The organism is Nonomuraea sp. NPDC050556 (assembly GCF_044457355.1).
Classification (GTDB): Bacteria; Actinomycetota; Actinomycetes; order Streptosporangiales; family Streptosporangiaceae; genus Nonomuraea.
Genome location: NZ_JBITGU010000002.1, coordinates 1,270,468 through 1,296,343, shown reverse-complemented (window position 1 = coordinate 1,296,343; position 25,876 = coordinate 1,270,468). Strand labels below are relative to the sequence as shown.

Below are 25,876 nucleotides of genomic sequence, written 5' to 3'. Positions count from 1 at the left end.
GTGGCGAACTCCCGGGAAGCCCAGCTACGTGGGGGAATACACGACGAACATCGCCATCGCCTTCATCATGGCGCCGTTCTTCATCGTGCTGGGGGCGCTGCCGTTCGTCGAGCGGCAGTACCGGATCTTCGGCAGGGTCGGCGTCTGGTCGGGGATCGTGGCGGCGGCGATGGTCCTCTACGTGTGCGCGATCGTGGCGTTCACCCTGTTCCCGCTGCCCACGATCACCGACGAGGCGGTCTTCTGCGCCTCTCGGGCGAGCCTGGCGCATCCGCAGCTCGACCTGTTCGCCTCGATCGACGACATCGCGACGGTCGGGCAGCAGGCCTTCCTCCAGGTGTTCTTCAACTTCCTCCTCTTCGTGCCGCTGGGGTTCTTCCTGAAATACCGGTACAGGAAGGGCCTCGTCTTCACCGTCCTGGCCGGGTTCGCGCTGTCGCTCACCGTCGAGTTCACCCAGCTCACCGGCGACTGGGGGCTCTACCCCTGCCCGTACCGGCTGTTCGACGTGGACGACCTGCTCACCAACACCGTGGGGACGGCGGTGGGGTGGGTGCTGGCCGTACCGCTGCTGAAGGTGCTGCCCGCGGCCTGGCCCAGGCCGCGCGCCGACACCGCGCCTCCAGGCCTGGTACGGCGGGGCCTGGGCAACCTGCTCGACCTCGCGCTCTGGTGGCTCCTGGCGGGGGTCGCCTGGGTCGGGCTGGAGCTGGCCGGGGTCACCAGCGAGCTCGTCAGCGACCTCGTGCTCTACGTGATCGGGTTCGTCGTCCTGCTCGGGATCCCGCTGCTGCGGCGCGACCGCTCGGGGCCGGGGCGGGCGTCACTGCATCTGGCGCTGGTCGGCGGCAGGGGACGGCTGGCCGTACTGATCAGGTTCGCGGTGTTCTGGTTGCCCTTCGTGGTGCTGTTCGCGTTCGAGGCGGTGCTTCTGATCGCCCTGCTCGCGGTGGCACACTTGGTCGTCGTCCTGGTGCGTACGGACCGCAGGAGCATCGCGGGCCTCGCGGCCGGTACGAGGACCGTGACGAGGGCAGTCGCCTTGGACGATCCGCCCGACGCCCTGGAGTTCCCCGAGCGCTGGCTGGCCGATCGCTGAGCGGGTAGGAGAGAGCGCATGGCAAGCCTGCTCGAACGGGTCGCCGCGATCAAGGCCCGCGGGCTTCGCCTGGTCAACCACTACCGGGTGCGCTGGCCGTGGTTCGACCACCTGCTCAGGACCGTGCGCAGGTACCAGCAGCAGTTCGGCGACCGGCTGGCCGGCTCGGTCACCTACTTCGCGTTCCTGTCGCTCTTCCCGCTGCTCGCCGTGGCGTTCGCGGTGTTCGGGTTCGTCCTGGCCTCCAACGTGAAGCTCAAGGACGCGCTGAACCAGGCGATCCAGGAGCAGTTGCCCGGCATCGCCGACAAGCTGGATCTCAGCGGCCTGTCCACGGTCTACACGAGCGTCGGGATCATCGGCGTCGTCGGCCTGCTCTACGCGGGGCTCGGGGCGATCGACGCGTTGCGCGGGGCGCTGCGCGAGATGTACATGACCACGACGCACCCGCTCAACTTCTTCGTCGGCAAGGCGCGCGACCTGGTGTCGCTGGTCATGGTCGGCCTCACGATGATCGTCTCGTCGCTGGTCAGCGGGTTCGCCACGCAGGCCGCCGACACGGTCGCCGCCTTCCTCGGCTTCGACCAGGGCGACCTGGTGGCCAGCGGCTCCGTGTGGCTCGTCGGGACGCTCGGCAGCCTGCTGGCCGACTGGCTGATGTTCGTCATCGTGCTGGGGTGGGTGGCGAGGCCCACCCAGCCCTTCAGGGTCATCGCGCGCGGCGCGCTGATCGGCGCTGTCGGGTTCGGCCTGCTCAAGCAGCTCGCCTCGCTGCTGCTCGGGCACACGATGTCCAACCCGGTCTACGGCACGTTCGCGGTGATGGTCGGGCTGCTGCTGTGGATCAACTTCTCGGCCAGGCTGGTGCTCTACGTCGCCGCCTGGACGGCCACCGCGGGCTTCTCCCCGCCGCCCTTCCCGACCCCGTTCCCCTCGAACGGCTCCTCCGAGCCTTAAAGCCCACCGACCCCCGTAGACCGCTCAGACCCATAGGGGTCTTGAGGTCTGGGAGGGTTGGGGTCCTTTGGGCGGCGGGTGAGGCTCGTGAGGTGGACTGGGGCCTCTTTTGGGGTGTTCTCAGAGGCGTGAGCTGCGCCTGCGGCGGATGCCGTACAGCAGCCAGCTCAGCCCGCCGACCAGCCCGATGCCCACGACGGCAGAGCCGACCATGCGCGAGGTGCCCGTCTGCGCCTTGACCGCGCTGTCCAGCAGCGCCGTCCGCGCGGCCGGGACGCTGCTGGGCGCCGGGGTGGCCGCGACCTGCTCGGCGACGGTGGGCAGCGGGTCGACGAGGGCGCCGACCGGCGTGACCTTGCCGGTGGCGGAGAAGCCCCAGTCGAGCAGCGACTCCACCTCGTCCCAGAAATAGCCCTCGTGCTTCATGATCGCGACGATGATGGTGTGCCCGTCGCGGGTGGCCGCGCCGACGAAGCTGCCCAGGGCCTTGGAGGTGTAGCCGTTCTTGACGCCGATCATGCCCTTGTAGCGCCACAGCAGCTTGTTGTGGTTGGCGATCTCGTAGTAGCTCTTCGGCGCCGGGAACTTCGAGGACTTCGTGCTGACATAGCGGGCGAAGGCCGGATTGGCCAGCCCGGCCCTGGCGATCAGCGCCAGGTCGTAGGCGGAGCTGCTCTGCCCAGGCTTGTCCAGCCCGCTCGGCGTCTTGGCCACGGTGTCGTTGGCCTGCAGCCGCTTGGCCTCGGCGTTCATGTCGGCCATGGTCCTGGCCACGCCGCCGTTCGCCTCGGCGAGCGCCATCGCCGCGTCGTTGCCCGACGACATCATCAGCGCCCTGAACAGGTCGTCCACCTTGTAGATGGGCTTGGTGGACAGGCCTACGGCCGTGCCCTCCTGGTTGACGGCGTTGCGGCTCGGCTTGACCTTGCGGTTGGCGTCGAGCTTGGGGATGAGGGTGAGCGCCGTGAGCATCTTCTGCGTACTGGCCGGAAGGTAGCGGCCGTGCGGGTCCTTGGCGGCCAGCACCTCGCCCGTGGTGGCGTCGGCGATCACGAACGAGTGCGCCTTGGTCTTCGGCGGCGCCTTGACGCCGGCCGGTTTGATCAGGCCCTTGCTGCCCAGCAGCTCGCCCCCGACAGGGGTCTGGGCGTGCGCGGGCACCGTGAACGTGACCGTCGCCAGGAGTGCCGCAGGCACCAAGAGTGTCTTCCGCATAGCGATCTCAGCGTAGCTTCGTGTCTTTGCGCATGTGGCGTGACTTGCCCCGAAGATCCACCCTCGATACTTGGTTAGGTGTACATGTCGCGAAAGATCGCCGGTTTCCTGATCGCGCTGGCCGCTTTCATGATCTTCGAGTGGATCAATCTTGGTTTTAACCTGGCCGACGGCCACCCGACCGCGTTCTACGTGGTGCACGGCATCCTGATTGCCGTGAATCTCGTGCTTGCGGGGGTTTTGGGGGTTATCGGGTGGCGTGGCTTCCGCAGAGGGCAGCGCGGGTGAGCCTGTGCAGCTCGTCGGCCTCCTCCCTGGAGTTACCGATCGAGGTGAAGCCCAGCTTGCCGTGCTCGGGGATGGCCCCGAGCAGGTGCAGGACGTTGCCCGTACGGCGGGCCGGATCGAACCCCAGGCCCTCGGCCTCGACCATCTTGACCACCTCGCCCGGAGTGCGCCCGCGCAGGCACGGAGCGGCGCAGTTGTCGGTCGCGGTGTAGTACTTGGGCTGGTCGCCCACCATGAGCAGCCCCGTGTCCGGGTCGTAGGTGGCGCCCGTGGTCAGCAGCGAGGCGCCGAACGGGTGCGTGGTGCCGCCGATCCGCAGGTTGATCTCGCACAGCAGCGCCCGGTAGCCCGCGTCGGTCTTGAGCGCGAAGAAGTCCATGCCGAACAGCCCGACCACGCCACGGTCCGCCAGGACGCCGGCGATCCTGCGCGCCGACTCGCCCACCTCGGCCCGGTACTCCGGCCGCGCGGGGAACGTGCAGCCCTGGTAGACGTCGTTGTTGGGCCCGCCGAGCACCTGGTCGTGCGTGGCGACCACGTCGAAGTGCCCGCCGGGGGTGATCCTGGCCAGGGCGCTGGGGTAGTAGAGCGGCCGGTGCTCGATGTACTCCTCGACCACCGCGCCCCTGTCCTGGATCTTCTCCGCGAACGTGGTCCAGGTCTCGCCGGAGGCGGAGAAGCTGGTGCCCGCCCAGTCGTCCTTGTCCAGGATGGCGTTGCCGAGCCCGGAGTAGCCGTCGTTGAGCTTGACCATGACCCGCTCGCCGGGCAGGGAGGCTGCGGCGTCCTCGATCTCGGCCATCGTGCGCAGGTCGCCGAAGCCGCGCGCCATGGGCACCCCGGCCTCCAGGCCGACCTCGCGCGAGCCGCTCTTGGAGCCGTAGTAGGCCAGCGACGTGGCCGGACCGTAGAGGGGCACGTTGAGTAACGCGGCCAGCTCCTCCTCCAGCTCGCTCAGGACGAACGGGACCAGCCAGGCGTCGCCGTCGACGGCTCCGCGCAGTTCCTCGACGATGTCGGGGCGGGAGAGCACGGTTCTGGTGAGCGGCTGGGCGCACGGATCGTCGACGCTGATCAGACGTAACCGCTTGGCCGCGTCATCCGGGTCGGGCAGGAATCCGAAGTAGTAGTCGACGATCGCGGGGTCGATGGGCGCCGAGGAGAGGTAGACCACCTTGATCCCCGGCTGCCTGAGGCTCAGCAGGAGGAAGAGCAGACGCTCCTCGTAGCACCTGGCCCCCGTGATGCGGCGCAGCTCGTCCTGGGGAAGCGAGAGTGAGGGCACGACCACCAGGGTCCCCTCACTCGGCTCGAAGATGCTCAATCGCGCATGCTTCTCCCCGAACGGGATATTAGTGATCATATAGCGAGTGAAACACGCATTCTTCACATTTACATGCATCCAGGGAGTGTGATCGCCAGCACGAGAGGTGACAGGATTCGGAAGTTTGGGTGTGGCGACTTTGGGTGACATATCTATGATCCATTGTGACTATTTCTGGGCCACCTGAGGGCTCACGCACCGTGACGACCTGCGGTTACGGGCATGCAGTCACCCATCTTTTGGTGTAGTTGTCCGCGGGAAGTGCCGCGAGAGAGCTAAAGTCGAGACACCGCCATCGGGCACACACGGCCTCTGGGTGCGGTATTCACCTCGCTGGGTAGTTGGCCTGACCGGACGACACTCGCTTGTACGACAAAGGACGAAAACTCGGCGCTGTGGCGCATTTGACGGGACGGTGACTCATGCGGGGACGTGAGCTGCGGGGGGAACTCGACGCGTTCCTGACCGAGACGGAACAGGACCTGGTGGCCTTCCGCCGCGACCTGCACCGTCACCCAGAGCTGGCCTTCGCCGAATACCGCACGACGCGGCGCATCGCCGAGCGGCTCACAGCGGCCGGGCTGACGCCGGCCATCATGCCCCGCGGCACCGGCATCATCTGCGAGGTCGGCAGCGGTGACGGCCCGACCGTCGCGCTCCGCGCCGACATCGACGCGCTGCCGCTGCAGGACGAGAAGGACGTGTCCTACCGCTCGACCGTGGCCGGGGCCTGCCACGCCTGCGGGCACGACGTGCACACCACGATCCTGCTCGGCACCTCGATCTTCCTGGCCAGGCAGGCCGAGGCGGGGCTGCTGCCCGGCCGGGTGCGCCTGCTGTTCCAGCCGGCCGAGGAGCTGCCGGGCGGCGCCCTCGAAGTCATGGCGCAGGGCGGCATCAGCGGCGTCGACCGCATCTTCGGCCTCCACTGCGACCCGCGCGTCGACGTCGGCCAGGTCGGGCTCAAGCCAGGACCGATCACCTCGGCCTGCGACAAGCTGGCCATCAGGGTCAGCGGCCCAGGCGGGCACACCGCCAGGCCGCACCTGACAGCCGACCTCGTCTTCGCGCTGGCCAAGATCCTCACCGAGCTGCCCGCCGCGCTCTCCCGCCGGGTCGACCCGCGCTCGTCGCTGTCGCTGGTCTGGGGCCGGGTCGAGGCGGGGTCCGCGGCCAACGCGATCCCCGACGACGGCATCGCCGAGGGGACCGTGCGGTGCCTGGACGAGAACGCCTGGCACGCGGCGCCCGACCTGATCAAGGCGCTGCTGGAGTCGGTGGCCAGCGCCTACGGGGTCGAGGCGACCATGGACTACACCCGCGGGGTTCCGCCGGTGGTCAACGACGAGGTCAGCGTGCAGATGCTGGCCGAGGCCGCCGCGCGTGCGCTGGGCGAGGGGTCCGTGGTCCCCACGCAGCAGTCGCTGGGCGGCGAGGACTTCGCTTGGTACCTGGAGTCGATCCCCGGCGCCTTCGCCAGGCTCGGCACCCGGTCGCCGGACGGCGGCGTGGAGTACGACATCCACCAGGGCACGTTCGACGTGGACGAGCGCGCGATCGGGCACGGGGTGCGCTTCATGGCCGCCACCGCCCTGACCGCCCTGTGGGAGGGCGCCCGCGCCGACATCCCGGACGAGCTCCCGACGCTGGCCGACTCGCTCTGACCATCACGGCCGCCATCGCCTCGACCGCCCTGTGGGGGCGCGCCCGCCCTGCCATCCCCGGCGGGCCTCGGTGGCGGCCCCCTCGGAGAACGGGTCGCCTTCGCGGAAGACGGTCCCGCTGAAGTTGGCGAGCGCCACGGCCGCTTCGTCGAACTGCGCGTCGCGGTGGAAGACGACGTCGGCGAAGTCGGCGGCCAGGAGGGACGCCTGGGAGAACGAGGCGTCACCGAAGAAGACCGAGTCGCGGAACTCGGCGCCCGCCGGCAGGGTCGCCCCGCGGAAGTTCGCGCCACCGCGAACGGTCGCCCCGGTGAAGAGCGCGCGCAGCTCGAAGACCGCATCGCTGAACACCACGCCGTCGTCGAAGGTCGCGGACTCGAACCTGGCGCGGTCGTGGAAGGTCACCTCGACGAAGGCCGCGCGCTTGTGGAAGGCCACCTCGACGAAGTCCGACCCCGCGTGGAACTCCGCCAGCTCGTAGTCGGCCGCGCCGTGGAAGGTCGCGCCCCTGAAACTGGCGCGGCCGAAGAAGATGGCGCCCCTGAAGTCGGCTCTGCCGTGGAAGGCGGCGCCGGTGAACAGCGCCTGGCTGGTCCTGCACATGCTCAGGTCGAGATCGAAGAGGACGGCGCCGGTCAGGTCGATCCTGATGTCCGTCCAGAACCGGGCGGGCGGCCGCTCCCGGCGCTGCCACCAGTGGCGGCGGCCGGGGAGCAGGCAGCGCAGGTGACCGGTGAGAACGCGCTGGGCGGTCAGCCTGACCTGCTTCTCCTCCTGCGCCTGGGAACTGTCCAGGTCGTACGGCATGCGGAGGTAGGCGCAGATGACGTCCACCACGGTCTGGCGCAGGGCGGGGGAGTTCTGGGCGAGCTGCTCCAAGGCGTAGAGCCCGGCCAGCCGGACCGGGGCGGCCGCGTGACCGAGCTGCTCGGCCGCCTTGCCGTACCTGTCGGTGTCGTGGCCGCGTTCGCCGAGCTGGAAGGTACGGCGGGCGGTGTCGGCGTTGCGCGCCGTGTAGAAGACGGCGGTCAGGGCCGCCACGCCGGTCGCGACGGCCAGCGCCCTGCCGCGGATCGCGTCCAGCGCGTCGGCCAGGTCCTTGCCGGTCAGTCCCGTCCTTCCGCCGACGGACACGCCGTCGACGTGCTCCAGGATCCAGCCGGCGCCAGGACCGAGCACCCAGACGGTCACCGCTGCGAGCACCAGTCCGGACACGATCGAGGCGGCCTTCATCCCCTCACCTTGCCGGGAGCGGGGCCGTACCGCCAGATCGGCGGTACGGCCCGGCGGTCAGAGACGGCCGAAGACGACGGGCAGGCTCACCGAGGAGACGCCCGGCGTGACCTCGACCTTGGTGCCCTCCGGGTAGCGGAGCGTGTAGGCGTAGTCGGTCGAGATGACCACGACGCCGATCTTGTGACCCTTCTTGAAGATGTGGTCCTGCGGCTGGAAGTCCCAGCTGAACTGGTACGCCTTGCCCGGCGTCACCGGCTGGGAGGCGTCCTCGCGGTGCCGGTTGCGCACGTCCAGCCAGCCCCGGGTGACGATCTTGAAGGGGGTCTCCGCCACCGCGTGCCTGCGCAGGTTCGTGCAGCCGGTGTCGCCCGGCACGCCCTGGCCGTAGCAGAGCGTCTCGCCGGTGTTGACCAGCGCGCCGGTCGGCCGGACGTCGGTGCCGTAGTCGACCAGCAGGGCCGTCAGATACGGCGAGGCGCCGTCACGCATGGAAGCCCGCAGCGTGATCTTGGGGGTGCCCGAGATGCGGACGTCGGTGTCGAGCGCCGTGCTCAGGTACGCCAGCCGGTTCGCGTCCGCGCCCGGAGCCGTGGCCACGAGCTGCTCCGCCGTACGTGACTTCTGGTCGACGAACGACTCGCGCGGCGACAGCGGACGGGGGAGCAGGGAGAGCTTGGACCCCGCGCCCATCCACAACCGCACCGGCAACGCGCCGGGCAGCGGCCACGAGGCGTGCGTGCCCCACTGGCCAGGGGCGTACTCGACGTCGGCCTGCGGCTCGCGCATGATCCCGCTGTCGATGCCGTAGAGCCAGTAGTCGAACCAGCCGTGCAGCTGGCGCAGCCACTCGGCGGTGCGCAGGCTGAACGGGTCGCGGTGGGTGCCCTGGTGCAGCCAGATCTTGCGCGGGATGTTCCTGGCGGCCAGCGCGTTCCACCATTGGACGGACTGCTTGGTCTTGACGTTCCAGTCGTTGAGCCCGTGCGCGACGAAGACGCTGGCCTTCACCTTGGAGACGTCGTTGAGGTAGTTGCGCGCGTCCCAGAAGGCGTTGTAGTCGCCGGTGATCCGGTCCTGGGCCGCGGTGATCTGGTCCATCAGCGCGCCGCAGACGGCTTTGCCGTTCTCCCTGGTCAGCACGTACTTGGCCAGCACGTCCGCGTCCTCGCCCTGGTAACCGCCCGGCGCGAGGACGCCGCCGTTGGCGCGGTAGTAGTCGTACCAGTTGGAGATGCCCGCGATCGGCACGATCGTCTTGAGCCCCTCGACGCCTGTGGTGGCGACGGCGTTGGCCAGGGTGCCGTTGTAGGAGGTGCCGATCATGCCGACGTTGCCCGTCGACCAGGTGGCGTCCACCGGGTTGCCGTCGGCGTCGAAGCCCTTCGCCCGGCCGTTCAGCCAGTCGATGGCGGCCTTCGGGCCCGCGGTCTCGTTGCTGTCGCCGGTGGTGGGGCAGCCGGTGGCGCGGCCGCTGCCGAGGTTCTCCACGAGCGCGATCGCGTAGCCGAGCGGCAGGAAGTAGTTGTCGTAGTAGCCGTCGAAGGGCTGGTCCCACGTCTTGGTGGTCGCCGAGCGCAGCGTGGGCAGCGGGTTGCCGTTCTCGTCCACGTCGACGACGTGGTTGGGGACGGAGTCGTCGCCGCCCGCGTAGTAGGGGCTGGACTCCATGATCGTGGCGACCTTGAGTCCCTGGTCGGTCTCCTTCGGGCGCAGGATGTCGACGGCGACGCGGTCGGGTTTGCCGTCGTTGTCGCTGTCCGTGCCCTCCACTTCGACGAACACCGTCTGCTTGACAGCGTCGGCTCGGGAGTAGACGGGCTGGGTGGCGTTGTTGGCGATCGCCAGAGTGGGTACTGAGGCTAAGGCGGGGGTTGCTGTCGTCACGACGATGACCGCCGCGACCAGGAGTCTGAGCATGAAGGGGCTCCAGTGGTATGTGATACCTCTGATGCGCAATCTCCGCCATGATCGGCTTGACCGCAAGGTCTTGACAAAGTGCAAATTTCAGTAAAAGTTGGCCAAGGCCTTCCGCCTTGCGTCCCCGGAGTCACCGGGGTTCCAGGTCACAGACGCGACTGATGTCGATAACGGAGCGGTTGCGGACCTGTGTGCCGGTTTGGTCTGCCCTGGTCAAGCAACTATCTTCCGTGCAGGGTTGCCGTGCGTTTCTTCGCGCCTGCGATGAAGTTGACGGCGGGGAAATGGAAGGAGTCGCCTTGCTTAGCAAGCGATTCGGCAAGATTGCCGTGGGCACTGTGGCTGGTGCCATGCTCATGGCCGTAGCTGCCTGTGGTGGCAGCGGCAGCACGGGCAGCACGACGAGCGCGGCGCCGTCGAGCGACGCGAGCAGCTCGGCGCCCGCGGAGTCCAAGCTCAAGATCGGTCTGGCGTTCGACGTCGGCGGCCGTGGCGACAAGTCCTTCAACGACTCGGCCTACGCCGGTCTGGAGAAGGCCAAGACCGAGCTCGGCGCCGACATCAAGGAGCTCAGCCCCGCTGCTGACGGCTCCAACCGCGGTGACCTGCTCAAGCAGCTCGCCGAGGCCGACTACAACCCGATCATCGCGGTGGGCTTCGCCTACGGCGAGGACGTCAAGAAGGCCGCCGAGACCTACCCGGACATTCAGTTCGCGGTCGTCGACTCGGCCTCCAACGCGCCGAACGTGACCGGCCTGCTGTTCGCCGAGGAGCAGGGCTCCTACCTGGCGGGCGTCGCTGCGGCCACCAAGTCGAAGACGGGCCACGTCGGCTTCGTCGGCGGCGTCGAGAACGACCTGATCAAGAAGTTCGAGGCGGGTTACGTCGCGGGCGTCAAGTCGGTCAAGAAGGACGCCAAGATCGACATCAAGTACCTCACGCCCGACGGTGACTTCTCCGGCTTCAAGGCCCCCGACAAGGGCAAGGTCGCGGCCGAGAAGATGTACCAGGACGGCGCCGACATCGTCTACCACGCCTCGGGCGACTCGGGCCAGGGCGTCTTCCAGGCGGCTGCTGCTGCCAAGAAGCTGGCCATCGGTGTCGACTCCGACCAGCGTCAGACCGTTGACGCCGCGCTGCAGCCGGTCATCATGACCTCCATGCTCAAGCGCGTCGACGTCGGCGTGTTCGAGTTCATCAAGGCCTTCCAGGGCGGTGCCAAGGGCGGCAGCAACACCATCTACGACCTCAAGGTCGATGGTGTGGGCCTGGCGACGACCGGCGGTGCGATCGACGACATCGCCGACAAGATCGACGCGGCGAAGAAGGACATCGTGGACGGCAAGATCACGGTTCCGACCAAGCCGTAACCTGGGTAAGAACAGGTTCTGAGGTCCCGGGGAGTGGATCAGATTCCATTCCCCGGGCCTTGACGTATTAGCCCGGCTCCCAGGAGACCGCATGAGCTCGGACACCCTCGCCACGGCCAAACCCGCCGTCGAGCTGGAGGGCATCACCAAACGCTTTCCAGGTGTCGTCGCCAACCACGACATCCGCATCACCGTCCAGCCCGGCACGGTGCACGCGATCGTCGGTGAGAACGGGGCGGGCAAGTCCACCCTGATGAAGATCCTGTACGGCATGCAGAAGCCGGACGAGGGCCAGATCAGGGTCAACGGCGCGGACGTCAGCTTCCGCACGCCGAGCGACGCGATCGCCGTCGGCATCGGCATGGTCCACCAGCACTTCATGCTGGCCGACAACTTCACCGTGCTGGAGAACGTCGTCCTGGGCGCCGAGCCCACCAAGGCCGGCAGCCTCGACACCGCCAGGGCCCGCGCGCGCATCAAGGAGATCGGCGACAGCCACGGGCTGCGCGTCGACCCCGACCGCCTCGTGGAGGACCTCGGCGTCGGCGACCGGCAGCGGGTGGAGATCCTCAAGGTGCTCTACCGCGGCGCCCGCGTGCTCATCCTGGACGAGCCGACGGCCGTGCTCGTGCCGCAGGAGGTCGACGAGCTCTTCGACAACCTGCGCGAGCTCAAGGCCGACGGGCTGACGGTCATCTTCATCTCGCACAAGCTGGACGAGGTGCTCAGCATCGCCGACGCCATCACGGTGATCAGGCGCGGCACCACCGTGGCCAGCGTCGACCCGCGCGAGGTCACCGCCCGGCAACTGGCCGAGCTGATGGTCGGCAGCGAGCTGCCGACCCCGGAGACCCGCGAGTCGACCGTCACCGACCGCGTCACCCTGTCCGTCAAGGACCTCACGATGGAGGCGGACGGCTTCCGCAAGGGCGTCTCGGTCGAAGCGCTCAGGGCAGAAGGCAAGCGGCTGCTGCTCGACGACGTCTCCTTCGACATCCACGCCGGCGAGATCGTCGGCATCGCGGGCGTCGAGGGCAACGGCCAGTCCGAGATCATCGAAGCCATCATGGGCATGCGCCTGGCGCACGGCGAGATCACCCTCGGCGGTACGGACATCAGCACGTGGTCCACGCTCAAGCGCCGCGAGTCCGGCATCGGCTACATCCCCGAGGACCGCCACCGCCAGGGTCTGCTCCTGGAAGCCTCCCTCTGGGAGAACCGCGTCCTCGGCCACCAGACGAGGAAGCCCGCGCGCAGCGGCATCTGGATCAACAGGAAGGCCTCCAAGGCCGACACCCAGCGCATCGTCGAGGAGTACGACGTGCGCACCCCGAGCGTCGACACGCTCGCCCTCGCGCTGTCCGGCGGCAACCAGCAGAAGCTGATCGTCGGCCGCGAGATGAGCGGCGACCCGGTGTTCCTCATCGCCGCGCACCCGACCAGAGGCGTCGACGTCGGCGCCCAGGCCGCCATCTGGGACCACCTGCGCAACGCGCGCGCGGCCGGGCTGGCCGTACTCCTGATCTCCGCCGACCTGGACGAGCTCATCGGCCTGTCGGACACTCTCAACGTGATCTACAAGGGCAGACTGGTCGCCAGGCTCGATCCTGGCGACGTCACGCCGGAACGGCTCGGTGGCTACATGACCGGCGCTATCGGAGGCGAGAACTGATGTCCTTCGGGCTGTACCGCGCGCTGCTGACCGTCGCGGGCGCGGTGGTCGCGATCGTGCTCGCCATCGCGATCTGCAGCGTCGCGATCATCGTGGCGGGCGCTGATCCGATCGCCGCCTTCGGCGCGTTCTTCGACTTCGGCGACACCCCCCGCCAGCTCGCCCAGGGCATCACCACGGTGCTCAACCGGGCCGTGCCGCTGTTCATCGCCGGTCTGGCCGTGGCGGTCGGCTTCCGGATGAACCTCTTCAACATCGGCGTCGAGGGGCAGTACCGCCTCGCCGCCGTCGTCGCCGCCTACGTGGGGTCGACGTTCTCGCTGCCCGGCTTCCTGCAGATCACCGTGATCATCGTCGTGGCCGCCGCGGTCGGCGGGTTCTACGCGCTGATCCCCGCGGTGATGAAGGTGGGCCGAGGCGTCAACGAGGTCATCGCGACGATCATGCTGAACTACATCGCGATCAACCTGGCCGCCTTCCTCGTGCGCGGTCCGTTCCAGGGCGAGCGCGCCAAGGGGCAGCTGACCATCTCCACGCCGCAGATCCCCGAGTCCGGCTGGATGCCGAACCTCAACTTCGTCTTCGAGTGGTTCGGCCTGCCCGCACCGCGCGGTGGCGGCCTGTGGGGCTTCCTGCTCGTGGCGATCCTGCTCGGGGTCGGCCTGTGGGTGCTGCTGGAGCGCACCCGCTTCGGCTTCAACGTCAAGGCCAGCGGGCTCAACGCCACCGCTGCCGTCGCCTCGGGCGTCAACTCCAAGAAGATGATCATCGCGGCGATGGTGCTCTCCGGGGCGATCGCCGGGCTGATCGGCCTGCCGGAGATCCTCGGCGACAAGCACGCCTACGGCTCCAACTTCACGCCGGGCCTTGGCTTCCTCGGCATCGCGGTCGCGCTGCTCGGCAGGAACAAGCCGGTCGGCATCGCGATCGCCGCGCTGCTGTTCGGCTTCCTGGACAAGGCGCAGGGGCCGCTGCAGTTCGCCGACGTGCCGCCGTCGGTCATCACCATCATGCAGGGCACGATCGTGCTCCTGGTGGTCGTCGCGAACGAGGTCACCAGCCGCATGGCGCTCAGACAGGAAGAACGGCGGGCCGCCCGCCAGCTCGGCAGGAACACCCCCGTGGAGGTGGCGGCATGAGCACCGCGACGCTGAACGAGGCGCGCCGGGTCAGGAAATACCACCTGGGCCTGATCGGCGCCGCCGTACTCATCCTGGTGATGTCGCTGGTGCGGGTGATCAGCGGGTACGACGACATCACCTCCTCTGGCACGTTCTCGGCCGCACTGCTGCTGGCCGTACCGATCGGGTTGGCCGGTCTGGGCGGGTTGTGGTCGGAACGGGCCGGTGTGGTGAACATCGGCCTCGAAGGCATGATGGTCATGGGCACCTGGTTCGCCGGGTGGGCGGGCTACCAGTGGGGCTGGTTCGCCGCGCTGGTCGCGGGGCTGCTCGCGGGCGCCATCGGCGGCCTGCTGCACGCCGTCGCCACCATCACCTTCGGTGTCGACCACATCATCAGCGGTGTGGCCATCAACCTGCTCGGCCCCGGCGTCACCCGCTTCCTGTCCGAGGTGCTCTACAAGGAGGGCACTGCGGCCTCGAAGATGGGCGCGGGCATCACCACCTCGCCGCCGATGTCAGGTCAGCCGAGCACGTGGAGCCTTCCGTTCTTCTCCGCGCAGACGGACTGGCTGGGCAGCCTGGAGAAGACCCACTGGTTCCTGATCTCGGACGTGGCCGGGATCCTCGGCGGGCTGACCCGCAACGTGAACCCCCTGGTGATCGTGGCCGTGCTGCTGCTGCCGCTGACCTTCTACATCCTCTGGCGTACGGCCTTCGGCCTGCGGATCAGGTCGGCGGGCGAGAACCCGTGGGCGGCCGAGTCGCTGGGCGTGAACGTCTACTTCACCAAGTACGTCGCCGTCGTCATCTCCGGCGCCATGGCCGGTCTCGGCGGCGTGTTCCTTGTGTTCATCACCACCAAGTACGTCGAGGGGCAGACGGGCGGGCGCGGCTTCATCGGTCTGGCCGCCATGATCTTCGGTAACTGGCGACCCGGCGGGCTGGCCGTCGGTGCCTCGCTGTTCGGGTACGCGGACGCGCTGCAACTGCGCAGCTCGCAGGCCGTCACCTCGTTCTTCCTGTTCGGCGCGATCCTGCTGCTCATCTACGTGGGCGTGAAGGTGCGCGGGCTGCTGTCGGCCAGGAGCCAGCCGGTCGAGGCGGCCGTCGCGGGCGCCAGGGAGTACACCGTGCTCGCCGCCGCCTTCGGCGGAATGATCGTCCTGGTCTGGCTGTTCATGACCGTGGACAAGCTGCCGAACGAGTTCGTCTTCATCACACCGCACGTCCTGACCCTGCTCGTGCTCCTGGTGGCTTCCCAGCGCCTGCGGATGCCCGCGGCGGACGGCGTGCGCTACCGCCGCGGGGAGAACCACTGATGGACATCGACTGGGACGGCCTGCGCAACGAGGCCGTCGAGGCCATGCAGCATGCCTACGCGCCGTACTCCAAGTTCCCGGTCGGCGCCGCCGCCGTGGTCGAGGGCGGCAGGGTCGTGACCGGCTGCAACGTGGAGAACGCCTCCTACGGGCTGTCACTGTGCGCCGAGTGCGGGCTGGTGTCCGCGCTGCAGGCGTCGGGCGGCGGCAGGCTCGTCGCGTTCACCTGCGTGGACGGGCACGGCGAGCTGCTCATGCCGTGCGGGCGCTGCCGCCAGCTGCTGTTCGAGTTCGGCGGCGAGGAACTGCTGGTCGAAACCGTCGACGGGCCCAAGCGGATGGCGGAGATCCTGCCGTACGCGTTCGGTCCCGACGATCTGAGCCGGGGGGCTTGAGCATGGACGTCATCGAGGTCATCGTCACCAAGCGCGACGGCGGCGAGCTGTCGACGCAGCACATCGACTGGGTCATCGACGCCTACACGCGCGGCGAGGTCGCAGACGAGCAGATGTCGTCGCTGGCCATGGCGATCCTGCTGAACGGCATGAACCGGCGCGAGATCGCCGACTGGACCCAGGCCATGATCCGCTCGGGCGAGCGCATGGACTGGTCGATGCTCGACCGGCCGACCGCCGACAAGCACTCGACGGGCGGCGTCGGCGACAAGATCACACTGCCGCTCGCGCCGCTGGTCGCGGCGTGCGGCGCCTACGTGCCGCAGCTGTCCGGGCGCGGGCTCGGCCACACCGGAGGCACGCTGGACAAGCTGGAGTCGATCCCCGGCTGGCGCGCTTCGCTGTCGAACGACGAGATGCTCGGTGTCATCAGGGCGTCCGGCGCGGTGGTGTGCGCGGCGGGCACCGGCCTGGCTCCGGCCGACAAGAAGCTGTACGCCCTGCGCGACGTCACGGGGACGGTCGAGTCGATCCCGCTGATCGCGTCGTCGATCATGTCGAAGAAGATCGCCGAGGGCACGGGCGCGCTCGTGCTGGACGTGAAGGTCGGCTCCGGGGCGTTCATGAAGAACGTGGACAACGCCCGCGAGCTTGCCGAGACCATGGTCGCGCTGGGGACGGACGCGGGGGTGCGCACGGTCGCGCTGCTGACGGCCATGGACCGGCCGCTCGGGCGCGCGGTGGGCAACGCCCTTGAGGTCGCTGAGTCCGTCGAGGTGCTGGCGGGCGGCGGGCCTGAGGACGTGGTGGAGCTGACCGTACGGCTGGCGCGCGAGATGCTGGAGCTGGCCGGGGTGTCGGGCGTTCGCGATCCGGCGGACGCGCTCAAGGACGGGTCCGCGATGGACGCGTGGCGGCGCATGATCTCCGCGCAGGGGGGCGACCCGGACGGGCTGCTGCCGGTCGCCGCCGAGTCGATGACGCTGGAGGTGCCGTCCACGGGCGTCATCACCAAGCTGGACGCCTACGCCGTGGGTCTGGCCGCCTGGCGCCTGGGCGCCGGTCGGGCGCGCAAGGAGGACCCTGTGTCCTTCGGCGCGGGCATCACGCTGCACGTGAAGCCCGGGGACGTCGTGCGTGAGGGGCAGCCGCTGATGACGTTGCACGCGGACGAGACCTCCCGCTTCGACCGCGCGCTGCAGGCGTTGGAGGGTGGCTACGCGGTGGGCGAGGCGGGCAGCGAGGAGCTGCTGCCGCTGGTGATCGACCGCATCACCTGACCCGTCGCGACTTCCTCCGCTCCGCCGTACCCCCAAAAAGGGTAAAACCCCCGAAGGGAGCCGCACCCTCGCGGAGGGCGGCACCCAAGGGGGTTTCCTCAGCTGGAGGTGGTCGCGGGGGCGAGGACCGAGGCGAGGACCGCGCGCTGCGTGGGGAGGGCGGCCGCGTGGCGGGCTCTCCCCTCGTCGGTGATGCACACGAACACGCCGCGGCGGTCCGACGAGCAGACGCCGCGCGTGACCAGACCGGCCTTCTCCAGGCGCGCGACCACGCGCGAGAGGGCGCTCTGGCTCAGGTGGACCTCGTCGCACAACGACTGAACGCGCAGGTTGGTGTCGTGGTGGACGATGCGGTCGAGCACCTCGAACTCGCTCGGCCCCAGATCGTGCTTCTCGCCGAGCTCGCGCTCAAGGGCGCACATCGTCCTGGCATGCATGGCAAGCACCTGATGCCACGTCTCGACTAGGGAGTCGTCGTCCATGTCGCGGAGGTTACCATCTCGCTAAATCTTATGCAACGTCATTAAATGCGTTTGCATTAGATGCGAATGCATGTAATCTTCTGATCCATGTCCTCCTCCTCAACTCGTTGGGGCGCGCTCGCCGTGCTCAGCGCTGTGGTCTTCCTTGACGCCCTGGATGTGTCGATGGTGGGCGTGGCCCTGCCGTCCATCCAGGCCGATCTCCACCTCACTACTTCCTCTCTCCAATGGGTTGTCAGCGGCTACGTGCTCGGCTATGGCGGTCTTCTTCTGCTCGGGGGCAGGACCGCCGACCTTCTTGGGCGACGCAAGGTCTTCTTGGTCGCACTAGGCGTCTTCGCGGTTGCCTCCCTGCTGGGCGGCATCGTCGACGACGGCACCCTGTTGATCGCCGCCCGGTTCGTCAAGGGCGTGAGCGCCGCGTTCACCGCTCCCGCGGCTTTGTCGATCATCACCACGACCTTCCCCGAAGGTCCCGCTCGCAACAAGGCGCTGAGCATCTTCACCGCCTCTGGAGCCAGCGGATTCTCTCTTGGACTCGTGCTCTCCGGCTTCCTGACCGAGCTCGGCTGGCGTTGGACGTTCCTCATGCCGGTCCCGGTGGCCGTCATCGCCCTTGTCGCGGCGCTGAAGGTGCTGCCGAAGGTCAAGGAGGAGCGGGCGGAAGGCGGTCACGACCTGATCGGCGCCGTGCTGATCACCGCCTCGATGTTGCTCCTCGTGTTCACCGTGGTCCAGGCGCCCGAGGTCGGTTGGACCTCGTTCCGCACGATCGGTTCGCTGATCGCGGTCGCCGTCCTGCTCGCCCTCTTCGTCTTCGTCGAGAACCGGCTCAAGCACCCGCTCGTCCGCCTCGGCATCCTGCGCTCCGCCCCGATCGTCCGGGCCAACCTGGGACTGATCGTCCTCATGGGCTCCTACGTCGGGTTCCAGTTCGTCGCCATGCAGTACTTCCAGAACCTGCTCCACTGGTCGGCGCTGGAGACCGCGTTCGCCTTCCTGCCCGCCGGGCTCCTCGTCGCGGTCACCTCGACCAAGATGGGCGACTTCGCGGACAAGTTCGGTACGGCCAAGCTGATCGCGATCGGTTCCGCCGCGCTGGCGGGTGGCTACGGGATCTTCATGGGCATCAGTGACACGCCCAGCCTCGGCGGGCTGGTCCTGCCCGGCATGATCCTGCTGGGTGTCGCCTTCGCGCTGATGTTCCCCTCGCTCAACATCCAGGCCACCAACGGCGTGGACGACGACGAGCAGGGCCTGGCCTCGGGCATGCTCAACACCTCCGGCCAGGTGGGCGGCGCGGTCGTGCTGGCCGTGGTCGCCGCGGTCCTGGCCGCGGGGTCCACGAACGGGATGACGATCGAGTCGCTGCGCTCGGCGATCATGGTGCCGCTGATCCTGGCGGTGGCCGGGGTGGTCATCTCGCTGACCGGCCTGTCGTTCCGCAAGGCTCCGGCGGTCGAGACGGAGGAGAAGGTCCTCGAGACCGTCTGACCTGCTCGCAACGCTGAAGAGAGCGGGAACCCCGGACGGGGTTCCCGCTCTTTCGTCATTCCAGCTTGCCGAGGACGGCGAACTCCAGGTCTTCCTGCCTGCCGTAGTCGCGTACCTGGCCGGTGCGGACGTCGGCGGCCACGAACTGCTCGCTGTCGTCGACCATCAGGCGGACGAGCACCTCGTCGGCGCTGAGCCAGCGCTCGACGTCGGCTCTCTGCGTGGTCGTGCTGCTGAGCTGGATGGCCTTGCGGGTGTTCTTGCCGGTCCTGGTGTCCAGGGTGACGAGCGACCCCTTCTTGGAGACGACGGCGAGGGTGTGTCCGTCAGCGGCCAGGGCGGCGTGGTTGTCGAACAGTCCGGAGTCGACGCGCGCGCTGGTCAGCTCGTGGTACTCCCGGTCCTCGGAGACCAGCCTCGCGGCGGTGTCGGAGAACACGACCTGGAGACGGCTGCCGTCGTCGTTGACCGCGATGAGCTGGGTGTCGTCGAGGAGGTCGCTCACGCCGGTGGAGAAGTCGAGGGCGTCCCCGGTGCCCGTCCCGCGCACCGCGATGAACCGGCCGTTGGGAGAGGAGAAGAAGGATGAGACGGAACCATCGGTATAGGTCGTGATGGTCTTGCGTTCGCCGGAGGTCAGGTCCCTGGCGACAGCGGCGCTGTTGTCGAGGAGGTAGGCGATGCGGGTGCCGTCCTGGGTGACGTGGAAGTCGCTGTCCTGGCCGTGCGCGGCATCCGTCACCAGCCACTCCTTGCCCGACACGGTCACCGCGCGCCACATCGTGCACTCGTCGCTGTCGTCGTTCTCGCAGTAGCCCCTGTAGGCGTAGGCGATCGGCTCGGTGAGCTTGTCCGGCAGGGACCTCGACGCGGGGGACTCCGCGGTCACCGCAGGGAGCCTGGACAGGTTGCCCGCCACCGTGACCACCTCCATGGCCACCAGCCCCACCAGGGCCAGGCCCGCGACCGTCGAGACCCCCGCGATCAGGCCCGTACGGCGGCGCCGGTGCCGGCGGAGCGCCCCCATCACCTCGTCCGCCACGTCGACCTGCGGCGGGACCGCGGCCAGCGCGGCCAGGTCGACACCCTCTGCCTGCGCAGCAGCCTGCTCCCACTCCTGGCGGAGCGTCTGGAAGAGCCCGGTGACCTCGGCCGCCACGTGCTCGGGCAGCCTGCCGTACGCCAGGGCGACGAAGGCGGCCCGGCCGGTGGGCGACTGGCGCGCCAGCGGGAAGTCCTGCGGGACCGTGGGCCGCGCGGCCAGGTAGCCGCGGTAGATCTCGCGCACCGCCGCGTCCTGCGGCCGGTACCACCCCGGCCACCGCCGCCCGATGGTGACCAGCGCACGCACGGTCAGTGCGCGCGCTGCGGCGGGGTCGCCGGTCAGCAGGTAGGCGGTCCGCGCCAGGTGGTCCGCGTGATCGGCGATGAACGGCAGCAGACCGTCTGTTTTGCCCACTTTTTACTCCTTATGAGGAGTTTAGGGTAGGCGGTCCAGGCGGCTGCTCAGTCCAGTTTGCCGAGCGTGGCCGAGGAGTAGATCTCGTCGTCGCCGTCCAGCGGGTAGGGGCGGGACTGGCCGGTCGTGACGTTCACCACGGCCAGGACCGCGTTCTCGTCGTCCCACATCCGGACCAGCAGCTCGTTCGCGCCGAGCCAGCGCTCGATCGAGTCGACCTCGTCGGTGTCGGCGTCCAGGACCGGGCGCGTCCTGGCGATCCTGCCGTTCCTCGCGTCCATCCTGACCAGCCGGTGGTCGTCGGTGATGAGCGCCAGCGTGTGGCCGTCGGGCGCCAGGGCAGCGCCGTACTCGACCAGGGCGGGGTCGATCCGGTAGGCGGGGCCGTCCGCCAGGCTGAAGCTCGTGATCGCCGCGTGGCCCGGCACGTCGTCGACGTTCCTGCGCTCGCTGGTGACCTGGCGGCCGTCGTTCCTGATCGCCACGACCTTCGCGTCCAGCTCGAAGGTGCTGACGCTCCTGGCGAAGTCGAGGACGCCGCCCTCGCCGTCCGCGTCGCCGAACGTCACGCCGAAGAAGCGGCCGTTGGGGGAGGAGACGAAGTGCGGGTCGGTGCCGTCGATCCTGACGCCGATCTTCTTGGTGACGCCGGTCGGCAGGTCGCGGACCTCGTACACGTCCTTGGTGGACAGGTAGGCGATGCGGGTGCCGTCTTGGCTGACGTGCATGATGCCGAGCGTGTCGTGCCTGGCGTCGGCGACCCGCCACTCCTCGCCCGAGGTGGTGACCAGGCGCCACTGGGCGCACTCGCCGCCGTCCGCCACGCAGTAACCGGTGTACGCGTAGGCGACGGGGTCCGTGAGCGCCGCGGGGAGCGCCTCGGGCACGTCCTCCTCTGTCTCGTCGATGGGGAACACGGCCTTGAGCTCGCTGGACTGGTCGGCGACGAGGACGGCGCCGAAGGTGACGGCGCCCACGACGGCCGTGGCCAGGACGGTCGCACCGGCTGCCGCGAGCGCGACGCGGATCCGCCTGCGCCGCCTCACCGGGGCGTACACCTCCTCGCCCAGCTCGACCGGGGGCGGTTCTGCCGCCAGCCGCGCCAGCGACGGGCTGCCCGCCGCCTCGACCTGGGCCAGGGCCAGCGCGGTCTCCTGGCGCAGGGTGTGGAACAGGCCGCAGACCTCGGCGGCCACGTGCGGCGGCATGAGGTCGTGGTACTGCGCCACCAGCGCCGCCCTGCCCACCGGCGACAGCCCGGCCAGCGCGAACCCCTCGGCCACCGGGGCCCGCGACTCCAGGTAGGCGCGGTAGACCTCGCGCAGCGCCAGCCCGGCCGGCTGATGGTGGCGCAGCGCGGGCCACCGCCTGCCGATCGAGGTCACCGCCCGTACGGCCAGCGCCCGCGCGGCTTCCTGATCTCCCGTCAGCAGGTAGCCCGTGCGCGCCAGGTGGTCGGCGTGCTCGGCGACAAAAGCCGGGAAACTATCTGATCTGCCCACAATTCGCTCCTCGTGAGCTGATCAGAGTAAAGGTGATGGTCGGAGCTCGGCCATACCCAACACGGCCGATGCCGCTTGCACGGCTGTGAGCTGGGCATCTACTGGGCATGCGCCCCTCACGCATCGCCGCTGTCCTGGTCTGCTTCGCCGTACTGGCTGGTTGCGGCACCGAGAGAACGACCACGGCCACGCCTGCCGCGCAGGCCACACCGTCGCCTTCAGGGCCCACGTCCACGGCCGAGGTGGACGTGCAGCCCAAGGGCGGCGAGCCCGCGCTGGTGGCCGCCGTGCGGTTCGCCGCGCACGACGGGTACGACCGGGTCGTGATCGACCTCAAGGGGGACCAGCCCGGCTATCGCGTGGAATGGGTGGACGAGCTGGTGCAGGACGGCACGGGCGAGCCGATCGACGTCAAGGGCGGCGCCTACCTCCAGGTCACGCTGATGCCCGCGAACGCGCACACCGACAAGGGTGACCCCACCTGGACCGGCGGGCCGGTCTTCCAGGCCAACCTGGGCAACGTGCAGAGCGTGGTCAAGACGGGTGACTTCGAGGGGCACGTCGGGGTGGGCATCGTGCTCGACCACAGGGCCGGGTTCGAGGTGAAGGCGCAGACCGGGCCTGAGCGGCTGGTCATCGACGTGGCACACTGACCGGGTGAGAAAGATCGAAGCGGCGACCCGGATCCCGGTGCCCGGCGGCAAGGTCATCGACGAGCACATCGGCCGCGTGAACAGCGGCGACGAGGCGCTGTCCATCGCGCACATGGTCGCGCCACCCGGATGGGACGAGCCGGCCCAGACGCCCGAGTTCACCGAGTACACCGTCGTCCTGCGTGGGACGGTGTTCGTGGAGACCGCCGAGGGCACCACCGAGGTGAACGCCGGGCAGTCGATCGTGACGGAGGCCGGGGAGAAGATCCGCTACAGCTGCGGGCCCGAGGGCGCCGAGTACGTCGCGGTCTGCCTGCCCGCCTTCTCGCCGGACTCAGCCCACCGCGACGACTAGCCGGTCGACGGCTGGCGCTGGTGGAGTGGCCCGCGGCTCCACGTCGGCGCTGGTGACGATCCTGTCCATACCGTCCTCGTTCCGTATGATGGCCTGATGAGCCAGCGACCGACCCTTGAAGAGATCCGCCGGGCGCCGAAGGTGCTGCTTCACGACCACCTCGACGGCGGTCTGAGGGCCGAGACGATCGTCGAGCTGGCCCGGGAGACAGGCTACGGCGCGCTCCCCACGACCGACCCGGACAACCTGCGCCAATGGTTCGAAGAGGCCGCGGACTCCGGGTCGCTGGAGCGCTACCTGGAGACGTTCGACCACACCGTCGGCGTCATGCAGACCCGCGAGTCGCTCGTCCGCGTCGCCAGGGAGTGCGCCGAGGACCTCGCCGCTGACGGCGTCGTCTACGCCGAGGTGCGTTACGCCCCCGAGCAGCACACCACCGCCGGGCTCAGCCTCGACCAGGTCGTCGAGGCCGTGCTCGAAGGGTTCAAGGAGGTGCCGGGCATCAGGGTCGGCACCCTCCTGACCGCGATGCGGCACAAGGCGCGCTCGATGGAGATCGCCGAGCTGGCCGTACGCTACCGGGACGTCGGCGTGGTCGGGTTCGACATCGCCGGTGCCGAGGCCGGCTACCCTCCCACCAGGCACCTCGACGCGTTCGAGTACCTGCAGCGGGAGAACGCGCACTTCACCATCCACGCCGGTGAGGCGTTCGGCCTGCCGTCGATCTGGCAGGCCATCCAGTGGTGCGGCGCCGACCGCCTGGGCCACGGCGTACGGATCATCGACGACATCTCCGCCGACGGCGTCAAGCTCGGCCGCCTGGCCGCCTACGTGCGCGACAAGCGCATCCCGCTGGAGATGTGCCCCACCTCCAACCTGCAGACCGGCGCAGCCGCGTCGATCGCCGAGCACCCGATCGGGCTGCTGCGCCGCCTCAACTTCCGCGTCACGGTCAACACCGACAACCGGCTGATGAGCGGCACGACCGTGTCGCAGGAGTTCCACAAGCTGGTCGAGGCGTTCGACTACGACTGGGACGACCTGCAGTGGTTCACCGTCAACGCGATGAAGTCGGCCTTCATCCCGTTCGACGACCGCCTCTCACTCATCAACGGCGTGATCAAACCCGGCTTCGCGCAGCTCAAGTGGCGAGCATGAAATCCACCTACCGCTCCAACACGGCCTTCGTCTTCGGCTGGATCTGGGTGGCGTTCGTCGCGATCAACGCGGTCGACCTGACGCTCCGCTACACCGGCAAGTCGTCGCTGGTGGCCGGGGCGGTGCTCGGCGCGCTGACCGCCATCGTCTACGTCACCGCGCTGCGGCCCGGCACGGTGCTGGGCGAGGAGGGGCTGCGCGTGCGCAACCCGTTCCGCACCTGGTCGATGCCGTGGGCGTCGGTGGACGGGGTGCGGGTCTCGCACTCCATCGCGGTCGACTACGCCGACGGCAAGGTCCTGCGGCTGTGGACGCCGACGGCGTCGGCCAGGGAGCGGGCCAAGGCGACCCGGCGCGGGGTGCCCAAGGGGCAGCGCGGCGGGCTGCTGCGTACGGAGGCGGTGCGGACCAAGGCAGAGCAGGCAGCCGCCGAGGCGCTGGCGGGCAAGACGCACGCCGACTGGGTGGGCGAGCAGATCGTCGAGCGGTCCGAGGCGGCCAGGCGCCGTGACCAGGCGCCGCCGCCGGTGCGCGGCACCTGGGCGATCGACGCGCTCGTCGCCTGCGCGCTCGCGATCGCCCTGGTCGTGGCCGCCTTCCTCGTCTAGGAGGGCAGCTCGAAGGAGTTCAGCAGCTTCCTGCCGTCGGAGACCTGGAAGACGCCCTGCTTCGCGGTGGACAGCACCAGCTCGTCGCGGCCGTCGCCGTTGTAGTCACCGGCGGCGAGCGGGCTCGACGGGCCGAGCGCGGTCAGGTCCTCGCCCTGGCGCAGGCCGTTCCGGCCGCCCCAGAGCACGCGCGGCGGCCGCGCCTTGTAGTCCCACCAGGCGTAGCCGCCGAACGCCAGGTCGTCGCGGCCGTCGCCGTCGAGGTCACCGGCGGCGAGCCGGCCGCGCATGCCGGTGCGCACGGTTTGCCGGTCCTGCCCGTAGACGGTCAGCACGCCGTCGACCTCGGGCTCCTCGGTCTCGTAGCCCGGCTCGTCGTTGCGGCTGCCGTCGTCGGCGACCACCGGCTCCCTGGAGCCGTCGCCGTCGAAGTCGCCGAACGCGACGGCCAGTCCCTCGTTGAGCAGCGTGCCCTGGGTGGCGAGGCCGTCCTTGCCGCCCTTGAGCAGGTAGGGGGCCTCCTGCTCGCCGTCGTCCGCCCGGTGGACCAGCAGGTCGTGTCCCTTGGCGTCGGCCGTCATCCGCCAGAATTCCGCGCCCGTCGGGGAGGGCTGGACGGTGTGGCGGGCGGGCCTGCCGTCGCGCGTGAAGGGGCCGTAGAGGACGGCCAGGCGACCCTTGTCCGAGTTGGGGGCGGTCGCGCTCATCGCCACGTCGCCGACGCCGTCGGCGTTGAAGTCGCCCGGTGTGACGTTCGCCCGCTCCGGGTCTGTGCCGTCGGGCACCCACATCGGCACCGGCTTGCCCGCACCCCGCTTGCCGCCCCAGCTGATGTACGGCCGGGCCGGTGTGCCGCCCGACAACGGGATGTCGGCGTAGCCGTCCGCGTCGAGGTCGAGGGTGGGGACCGCCTCGGGGAACCAGTAGATGATGTTCCACGGTGTCACGACGGTCGCGGTGGCGGGGGCGAGGCCGTGGGCCGAGCCGTACACGACCACGAAGCGGGGGTCGTCGGGCGAGCCGTCGAACATGGCCAGGTCGGCGAAGCCGTCGCCGTTGACGTCGTCGGAGCCCTTAACAGGCGTCGCGGGCGTCGTCACGGGCGTCGCCGAAGGTGTCACGGGCGTGGCGGAGGGGGTCGTCGCGGTCCTCGTCGGCGTGCTGCGGGCGTCCACCTGGCCGCAAGCGGTGAGGGCGAGCAGACACGCCAACGCGCCCGGCACGAGTCTCATCCGCGCTCCCCGATCTTAGGTTCAAGAAAGCGTACCTTCGCGTGGCTTTGCGGCGATGCTCGCCGCTCGGTCG

23 protein-coding genes are annotated in these 25,876 nt (G+C 69.3%); 15 read left to right on the top strand and 8 right to left on the bottom strand.

Features of this window, described 5'->3' with window-relative positions; translation table 11 throughout:
* Positions 1–28: 28 nt before the first annotated feature.
* On the top strand, positions 29–1,099 hold the full coding sequence (locus tag ACIBG8_RS24085; RefSeq protein WP_397345162.1) for a VanZ family protein: 1,071 nt from the start codon (positions 29–31) through the stop codon (positions 1,097–1,099).
* A gap of 18 nt (positions 1,100–1,117) precedes the next feature.
* On the top strand, positions 1,118–2,056 hold the full coding sequence (locus ACIBG8_RS24080) for a YihY/virulence factor BrkB family protein (protein ID WP_397345161.1): 939 nt from the start codon (positions 1,118–1,120) through the stop codon (positions 2,054–2,056).
* A 120-nt stretch (positions 2,057–2,176) separates the two neighbouring features.
* Here the strand turns inward: ACIBG8_RS24080 and ACIBG8_RS24075 are convergent, their stop codons facing one another.
* On the bottom strand, positions 2,177–3,271 hold the full coding sequence (locus ACIBG8_RS24075) for a D-alanyl-D-alanine carboxypeptidase family protein (RefSeq protein WP_397345160.1): 1,095 nt from the start codon (positions 3,269–3,271) through the stop codon (positions 2,177–2,179).
* Positions 3,272–3,355: 84 nt separating this feature from the next.
* On the opposite strand from ACIBG8_RS24075, the gene ACIBG8_RS24070 reads away from it, so the two are divergent.
* A complete protein-coding gene (locus ACIBG8_RS24070; RefSeq protein WP_397345159.1) occupies positions 3,356–3,559 on the top strand; it encodes an SCO4848 family membrane protein in 204 nt (67 codons plus the stop codon).
* On the opposite strand, the gene ACIBG8_RS24065 is transcribed toward ACIBG8_RS24070, so the two are convergent.
* On the bottom strand, positions 3,519–4,844 hold the full coding sequence (locus ACIBG8_RS24065; protein WP_397345158.1) for a peptide ligase PGM1-related protein: 1,326 nt from the start codon (positions 4,842–4,844) through the stop codon (positions 3,519–3,521). The genes ACIBG8_RS24070 and ACIBG8_RS24065 overlap by 41 nt on opposite strands.
* Positions 4,845–5,305: 461 nt before the next feature.
* Here ACIBG8_RS24065 and ACIBG8_RS24060 point away from each other — a divergent pair, with 461 nt between their 5' ends.
* Positions 5,306–6,547, top strand: a complete 1,242-nt coding sequence (locus tag ACIBG8_RS24060; protein WP_397345157.1) for a M20 family metallopeptidase — start codon at positions 5,306–5,308, stop codon at positions 6,545–6,547.
* 3 nt (positions 6,548–6,550) lie between these two features.
* Here the strand turns inward: ACIBG8_RS24060 and ACIBG8_RS24055 are convergent, their stop codons facing one another.
* On the bottom strand, positions 6,551–7,780 hold the full coding sequence (locus tag ACIBG8_RS24055) for a pentapeptide repeat-containing protein (RefSeq protein WP_397345156.1): 1,230 nt from the start codon (positions 7,778–7,780) through the stop codon (positions 6,551–6,553).
* A 57-nt stretch (positions 7,781–7,837) separates the two neighbouring features.
* Positions 7,838–9,700 (bottom strand): Xaa-Pro dipeptidyl-peptidase, encoded by a 1,863-nt coding sequence (locus ACIBG8_RS24050; protein ID WP_397345155.1) that lies wholly within the window; start codon positions 9,698–9,700, stop codon positions 7,838–7,840.
* Positions 9,701–9,999: 299 nt separating this feature from the next.
* Here ACIBG8_RS24050 and ACIBG8_RS24045 point away from each other — a divergent pair, with 299 nt between their 5' ends.
* The 6 genes from ACIBG8_RS24045 to ACIBG8_RS24020 all read left to right on the top strand — a co-directional run bounded on the left by ACIBG8_RS24045 (position 10,000) and on the right by ACIBG8_RS24020 (position 16,860).
* Positions 10,000–11,070: a BMP family protein gene (locus tag ACIBG8_RS24045; RefSeq protein WP_397345154.1), complete on the top strand. Its 1,071-nt coding sequence runs from the start codon at positions 10,000–10,002 to the stop codon at positions 11,068–11,070.
* Between the two features lie 91 nt (positions 11,071–11,161).
* The gene (locus ACIBG8_RS24040; RefSeq protein WP_397345153.1) at positions 11,162–12,742 is read left to right on the top strand and encodes an ABC transporter ATP-binding protein; all 1,581 of its coding nucleotides are present in this window, start codon (positions 11,162–11,164) and stop codon (positions 12,740–12,742) included.
* The gene (locus tag ACIBG8_RS24035) at positions 12,742–13,881 is read left to right on the top strand and encodes an ABC transporter permease (RefSeq protein WP_397345152.1); all 1,140 of its coding nucleotides are present in this window, start codon (positions 12,742–12,744) and stop codon (positions 13,879–13,881) included. The genes ACIBG8_RS24040 and ACIBG8_RS24035 overlap by 1 nt, the downstream gene beginning before the upstream one ends.
* Positions 13,878–15,185 carry an ABC transporter permease gene (locus ACIBG8_RS24030; RefSeq protein WP_397345151.1) on the top strand — a complete coding sequence of 436 codons (1,308 nt, stop codon included), beginning with the start codon at positions 13,878–13,880 and terminating at the stop codon, positions 15,183–15,185. The genes ACIBG8_RS24035 and ACIBG8_RS24030 overlap by 4 nt, the downstream gene beginning before the upstream one ends.
* Positions 15,185–15,580 carry a cytidine deaminase gene (locus ACIBG8_RS24025; RefSeq protein ID WP_397345150.1) on the top strand — a complete coding sequence of 132 codons (396 nt, stop codon included), beginning with the start codon at positions 15,185–15,187 and terminating at the stop codon, positions 15,578–15,580. The genes ACIBG8_RS24030 and ACIBG8_RS24025 overlap by 1 nt, the downstream gene beginning before the upstream one ends.
* Positions 15,581–15,582: 2 nt before the next feature.
* Positions 15,583–16,860: a thymidine phosphorylase gene (locus tag ACIBG8_RS24020; RefSeq protein WP_397345149.1), complete on the top strand. Its 1,278-nt coding sequence runs from the start codon at positions 15,583–15,585 to the stop codon at positions 16,858–16,860.
* 98 nt (positions 16,861–16,958) lie between these two features.
* Here ACIBG8_RS24020 and ACIBG8_RS24015 read toward each other — a convergent pair whose 3' ends face one another.
* On the bottom strand, positions 16,959–17,342 hold the full coding sequence (locus ACIBG8_RS24015; protein WP_397345148.1) for a MarR family winged helix-turn-helix transcriptional regulator: 384 nt from the start codon (positions 17,340–17,342) through the stop codon (positions 16,959–16,961).
* 87 nt (positions 17,343–17,429) lie between these two features.
* Here ACIBG8_RS24015 and ACIBG8_RS24010 point away from each other — a divergent pair, with 87 nt between their 5' ends.
* Entirely contained in the window at positions 17,430–18,836 is a 1,407-nt protein-coding gene (locus ACIBG8_RS24010) for an MFS transporter (RefSeq protein WP_397345147.1), read from the top strand.
* A gap of 55 nt (positions 18,837–18,891) precedes the next feature.
* On the opposite strand, the gene ACIBG8_RS24005 is transcribed toward ACIBG8_RS24010, so the two are convergent.
* Positions 18,892–20,295 carry a hypothetical protein gene (locus ACIBG8_RS24005; protein WP_397345146.1) on the bottom strand — a complete coding sequence of 468 codons (1,404 nt, stop codon included), beginning with the start codon at positions 20,293–20,295 and terminating at the stop codon, positions 18,892–18,894.
* A 47-nt stretch (positions 20,296–20,342) separates the two neighbouring features.
* Complete coding sequence (locus ACIBG8_RS24000; RefSeq protein WP_397345145.1) at positions 20,343–21,797, bottom strand: hypothetical protein; 1,455 nt, start codon at positions 21,795–21,797, stop codon at positions 20,343–20,345.
* Between the two features lie 107 nt (positions 21,798–21,904).
* On the opposite strand from ACIBG8_RS24000, the gene ACIBG8_RS23995 reads away from it, so the two are divergent.
* The 4 genes from ACIBG8_RS23995 (at position 21,905) to ACIBG8_RS23980 (ending at position 24,571) form a co-directional block, all read left to right on the top strand.
* Complete coding sequence (locus ACIBG8_RS23995) at positions 21,905–22,450, top strand: hypothetical protein (RefSeq protein ID WP_397345144.1); 546 nt, start codon at positions 21,905–21,907, stop codon at positions 22,448–22,450.
* A 4-nt stretch (positions 22,451–22,454) separates the two neighbouring features.
* Positions 22,455–22,805, top strand: coding sequence for a cupin domain-containing protein (locus ACIBG8_RS23990; RefSeq protein ID WP_397345143.1), 351 nt, complete (start codon positions 22,455–22,457; stop codon positions 22,803–22,805).
* 96 nt (positions 22,806–22,901) lie between these two features.
* Positions 22,902–23,963 (top strand): adenosine deaminase, encoded by a 1,062-nt coding sequence (locus tag ACIBG8_RS23985; protein WP_397345142.1) that lies wholly within the window; start codon positions 22,902–22,904, stop codon positions 23,961–23,963.
* A complete protein-coding gene (locus ACIBG8_RS23980; RefSeq protein WP_397345141.1) occupies positions 23,960–24,571 on the top strand; it encodes a PH domain-containing protein in 612 nt (203 codons plus the stop codon). Before ACIBG8_RS23985 ends, ACIBG8_RS23980 begins: the two co-directional genes overlap by 4 nt.
* Here ACIBG8_RS23980 and ACIBG8_RS23975 read toward each other — a convergent pair.
* Positions 24,568–25,803 carry an FG-GAP repeat domain-containing protein gene (locus tag ACIBG8_RS23975; RefSeq protein ID WP_397345140.1) on the bottom strand — a complete coding sequence of 412 codons (1,236 nt, stop codon included), beginning with the start codon at positions 25,801–25,803 and terminating at the stop codon, positions 24,568–24,570. The genes ACIBG8_RS23980 and ACIBG8_RS23975 overlap by 4 nt on opposite strands.
* Positions 25,804–25,876: the final 73 nt, after the last annotated feature.